Origin of the sequence: Rhizobium sp. PP-CC-3G-465 (assembly GCF_004343445.1) — a bacterium.
In the GTDB taxonomy this organism is placed as follows: domain Bacteria; phylum Pseudomonadota; class Alphaproteobacteria; order Rhizobiales; family Rhizobiaceae; genus Ferranicluibacter; species Ferranicluibacter rubi.
On the sequence record NZ_SLYH01000042.1, the window covers coordinates 1 to 4,942 of the forward strand.

Annotated in this window: 3 protein-coding genes; 1 reads left to right on the forward strand and 2 read right to left on the reverse strand. The window is 63.2% G+C overall.

Features of this window, described 5'->3' with window-relative positions; genetic code table 11:
* Nucleotides 1–1,007 (reverse strand): type IV secretory system conjugative DNA transfer family protein (locus tag C8J33_RS26585; RefSeq protein ID WP_132665915.1); only part of this gene is annotated, 1,007 nt, incomplete at its 3' end.
* On the reverse strand, nt 1,004–1,375 hold the full coding sequence (locus C8J33_RS26590) for a mobilization protein (protein WP_245507307.1): 372 nt from the start codon (nt 1,373–1,375) through the stop codon (nt 1,004–1,006). The genes C8J33_RS26590 and C8J33_RS26585, both read right to left, overlap by 4 nt.
* 208 nt (nt 1,376–1,583) lie before the next feature.
* On the opposite strand from C8J33_RS26590, the gene traA reads away from it, so the two are divergent.
* Nucleotides 1,584–4,942, forward strand: a 3,359-nt coding sequence (gene traA, locus C8J33_RS26595; protein WP_132665916.1) for a Ti-type conjugative transfer relaxase TraA, incomplete at its 3' end; no start/stop codon positions are given.

Below are 4,942 nucleotides of genomic sequence, written 5' to 3' on the forward strand. Positions count from 1 at the left end.
CGTTGGGCGGATGACAGAACACCGGCCGCCTCGCGGTCGGATTTGGCAAGATGACGGTTGGCGGCACGCGCAACAAGGTTGCCGGCAGAACTGGCGCCTAGGGACACCTGCATGGTCTTCAAAAGCGCTGCAAAGGCACCGGGATCAAGGGTCAGATTGTCGCGCAGGGTGGCAAGCGTTCGCCGGGCTGGCGGCTCGTTGATAACGATGTGAAGGATCAGACCGGTGATCAGCGCTTTTGCCTCTTCGTTCCAGTGCGCCTCGCCGGACAGACCCGGCTCGTCAAACACCAATGCATCGGCAAGTGTGCTTGCGTCCTCGGCGACATCGACGCTGTCGGGATCGATCTGGTCGAGCGGATTGAAGGTCGAGGACGGTCGACCGGTGACACCGAAAGGATCGAGAACATGAACCGGGCCGAAGCGTTCGCGCGCACGCCCTGTCACCATCGCGTTCTCGCCTTTCGGATCAATGCAGATCACCGAGCGATCCGCCGTCAGCAGGTTCGGGATGATGGTGCCGACACCTTTGCCAGACCTCGTCGGCGCCATGGTGAGGAGATGGGCCGGTCCGTCATAGCGCAGAAGTTTGCCCGTTCTCGGATCGCGACCGATCAGCAAGCCCGAGGGCGCGTTGATGAGTGGCGCGATCTCTCTGGTGGTCGCAAGCCGGGCCGAGCCATGCGTGGCATCGTCGCTCGAGCCGAAGTGCAGGATCAACGGTTCGCTGATCACGCGGAATACGAAGGCGATCGCAACGAGGGTCAGAACGATGTTGCCGAGATACCAGAGCGCGTCATGCGTCACACTGCCGGCAAGCCGTAGCAGATAGTCACGTGCGACAACCGCAGCGAAGAGAACGATCATCAAATAGACGGCGGCCCTTGCGACCATCTTTGAATAGCGGAAGGGTGCCGCGATCAGGGCGACGATCGCCCAGAGCGGATCACGGGCCACCTGCCGCAACATGGTGCTGAAGGCGTCAAAGGTGCGGGTCATCCGGTTCATGGCGCCACCTCGCCTTCGGTCTCACCGTGCCTGTCCGCGCCATTGCTGCCCGTTGTCGCAGAGGGTGTCGTCACTTGATCTGATGGAAGCGGGCTTGATGGAAGCGGATCCGGTTGCAGCAGATCGGCAAAGAGCGCGTGATCGGCCTCGCGTGTCAGGAAGCCTGGCAGCTCGCGTCTCAGCCAGTCATCGAGCTGCCGTGTGAACGTGCTGTTGCCGTTCGTCTGAAGCCGGTGAAGCACCAGTGCGCCCAGCAGGATCTTGCGCCTTGTCTCTTCCGATCGCTCCTGCTTTCCCAACCGGGCTTTGAGCGTTTTGCGCTGGGCCTCGATCTGGGCCAGCCGTTCCCCAATGCTCTTTCGCGCCATGTTGTGATCCTTCCTGATCCGAGTCATCCACATCAGGGGCGAGGCTACGGAGCGGCTGTCGCATCGGCAATTTGGTGAATCCTACAAATAGCGGCACCCTGTGAGATCCCGTACGAAGAGAGCGAAGCGAATGAGGCACAAGGGCGCACTTACGAGTTGCTGCGCAACTCAAGTGGCCGATGGCGCATCGGGAAAGGCGACCACGGACATGGCGATCTACCATTGCAGCATGAAGCCGATTGCAAGGAGCGGTGGCCGCAGCGCGGTCGCATCCGCTGCCTATCGTGCTGCAGAAAAGCTCACCAACGAGCGCGATGGCCTAACGCATGATTTTCGCGCCAAGCAGGGTGTTGAGCATGCGGAGATCGTGTTTCCCGAAGGCGTGGATACTGAGTGGGCGCGGGATCGATCGGCCTTGTGGAATGCGGCGGAGAAAGCCGAGAACCGGAAGGACGCCCGTGTTGCCCGCGAATTCGAGGTGGCGCTACCGCATGAGCTGACTGCGGAACAGCGTATTGATCTGACGCGGGAGTTCGCCCAGGAGCTGGCAAACCGTCATGGCGCGGCGGTGGATTTTGCCGTGCATCGTCCGCATTCCGCCAGCGACGTTCGAAATCACCACGCGCACATCATGATGACCACGCGGCAGGTGACAGGGGAGGGGCTTGCGGACAAAACCTACATCGAGCGTGAGAACAAATGGCTGCTGTCGAACGACCTTCCGACATCGCAGATGCAGCTTCGCGATATCCGCCAATCGTTCGAACAGATGACCAATGCGCATCTTGCCCGTGCAGGTCTCGATATTCGCGTCGATCATCGTAGTCATGCCGAGCGCGGACTGGAGATTGAGCCGACGGAACATGCCGGCGTTCACGCGACACAGATGCAACGCCGCGGCCAGGATATCACGCGCGCGCGACTGGATGAGGATGCCGCCAGGCGCAACGCCGATCTCATTCGCAAGAAACCGGAGGAGGTGCTGGCGATCATCACAGGCGAGAAGAGCGTCTTTGACCGCCACGATGTCGCGCGTGCTTTGCATCGATACATCAACGACGATGCCCAAGCGTTCCAGAACGCGTTCGCAACCGTCATGGCCTCGCCGGCACTGGTCGCGTTGCAGCCGGAACGAACGCATGACGCGACCGGCAGGATTGCGCTCGCGCGCTATTCGACGCGCGAGATGGTCGAGATAGAAAACGGGATGGCGAAGAGCGCTGAAAGGCTGCAGGCAGCGCGCACACATGGGGTCGCTCGTCAGCATATCGATCATGCGATCCGCCGCCAGAATGCGGCGCTTCGAGCAGGCATTGCCAGCGATACGGTAGCAAAGGTCGAGCGTGGCGAGCTGGACACCGCAGAGCGCGATCGGCGCCTTTCCGCGGCGCGGTTGTCCGCAGAGCAGCAGGCGGCGATCGAACATGTCACGGGACCTGAGCGTATTGCGGTTGTCGTCGGCTATGCCGGTGCGGGCAAGTCGACCATGCTGACGGCCGCGCGGGAAGCCTGGCAGCGCCAGGGCTATCAGGTGCAGGGTGCAGCACTGTCGGGGAAGGCGGCGGAAGGGCTGGAAGAGTCGTCTGGCATTGCCTCCCGCACGCTCGCCTCCTGGGAGATGCGGTGGCAGAACGATCGTCAGCTGCCTGGCCGGCGTGACGTGTTCGTGATCGACGAGGCGGGCATGGTCGGCAGTCGCCAGCTTGCTCGGGTTCTGCGCGAGGTCGAGAAGCGCGGTGCAAAGATCGTCCTGGTTGGCGACCACGAACAGCTGCAGGCGATCGGAGCCGGCGCGCCGTTCCGGGCGATCGCCGAGCAGATCGGGCACAGTGCGCTCTCCGACATCCGTCGTCAGCGCGTGGACTGGCAGCGCGCAGCATCCGTGTCGTTTGCCACGCACAAGACGGCGGAGGGCCTGGCGGCGTATCGGCGGCATGGCGACATCCGGTTCAGCCAGACGGTGGATGATGCGCGGTCCGCCATCGTGCGCGACACCGTTGCGGATCTGGAGGCCCGCCCGCAGGGCAGCCGGGTTGCCATGGCGCATCGCCGAGCCGACGTCTCCGCCATCAACGCCGATATCCGTTCAGCGCTTCAGGACACCGGCCGTCTGGCACGCGGCGGGGAGAATGGTGAGCTGTCGTTCCAGACGAGCAACGGTGCGCGCGCCTTTGCACCCAGTGACCGGCTGGTGTTTCTGGAAAACGATCGGGATCTCGGCGTGAAGAACGGGATGCTCGGGACCGTGCGGACCGTCGAGCCGGACGCAATACAGGTTCAGCTCGACGATGGTGCTGGTCGCGGTCAGAACAATGACCGCATCGTCACCATACCCACCAAAAGTTACCAGTCCTTTGATCACGGCTATGCGACCACCATCCACAAGACGCAAGGCGCCACCGTCGATCGTGCGTTTGTGATGGCGTCGAAGACGATGGACCGTCACCTGACCTATGTCGCCATGACGCGGCATCGTGACAGCGTCCAGCTCTATGCGAGCCAGGACGCGTTCACAGACGCGAGCGCCGGTCGGCTGGTGGCGTTCGGTACCGCACCCTATGCCCACGATCCCAAAAACCGCGACAGCACCTTCGTCACGATCGAGACGGACAAAGGCGAGACGCAGACGGTCTGGGGCACGGATCTCAAACGCGCGATGGAGGCAGCAGCGCCAGAGGTTGGTGCAGCGATACGGCTTGAGCGCGTCGGCTCGGATCCGGTTCGGCTTCCCGATGGAAGCGCCGTGACACGCAACCGCTGGAGCGTGCTCACCGGGGAGGATCTGGCATTCCGGCAGCTCGAGGAGCGGCTCAGCCGCTCGGGCGTCAAGGAAACGACGCTCGACTACACCGAGGACTTCGCCCATCGCCGGGGGATTGCGGAAAAGGCCGGCATTCGCAGCGAGATCGCCTTGGACCGTGTGAACGCAGAGCGCAAGGGTCCGGGCGGGTCTCAGCGTCCAGAACCGCTTGTGCCAGCCGTCACCCGCTACGACCGCGGTATCGAGGAGGTCGCGCGCGAGAAGGCCGCATCGGTGGTCGAGCACAGGTTCGGGACGGTCGCGTCGCTCGCGCAGCAGGTGTTCCAGGATCCGGAGGCCGTCACACGTCAGCTGCGCACAGGCATCACCGAGAAGACGGGGAGGGGGAAAGAACTCGCGACGATCATGGCCAAACAGCCGGAGCGGTTCGGGGAGCTGCGTGGCAGGTCGGGGCTGCTTGGCGACAACAAGGAGCGCAAACAGGCAACGGAGATCGCAAAGGCGGTGGCCGCCCATATCGGCCATGTCTCGAAAGCCTGGGAACGGCGCCTGGATGCGGAGCGGGCATCGGAAACCTGGCAGCGGGAGAAACGCGATGGCGTCGAGGTGCCCGGGCTGACACCTCGCAGCTTCGAGCTCATTGCCCAGGTGGAAAAGGCAGCGATCGACAAACAGGGTCCGCTCATCGATCAGTTGCGGTCAACGCCGGAGGGCAGGATCGCGCTGGAAGAAGCGAAGCGGGTGGCCGATGCGCTCACGCTTCGGTTCGGGCATTCCGATCCGCGGAACTTCGCCTCCGAGCTTGA

What these genes read in the sequence shown, in the direction of transcription:
- C8J33_RS26590 (WP_245507307.1), bottom strand. Translation starts at nt 1,375, where the DNA reads ATGGCGCGAAAGAGCATTGGGGAACGGCTGGCCCAGATCGAGGCCCAG.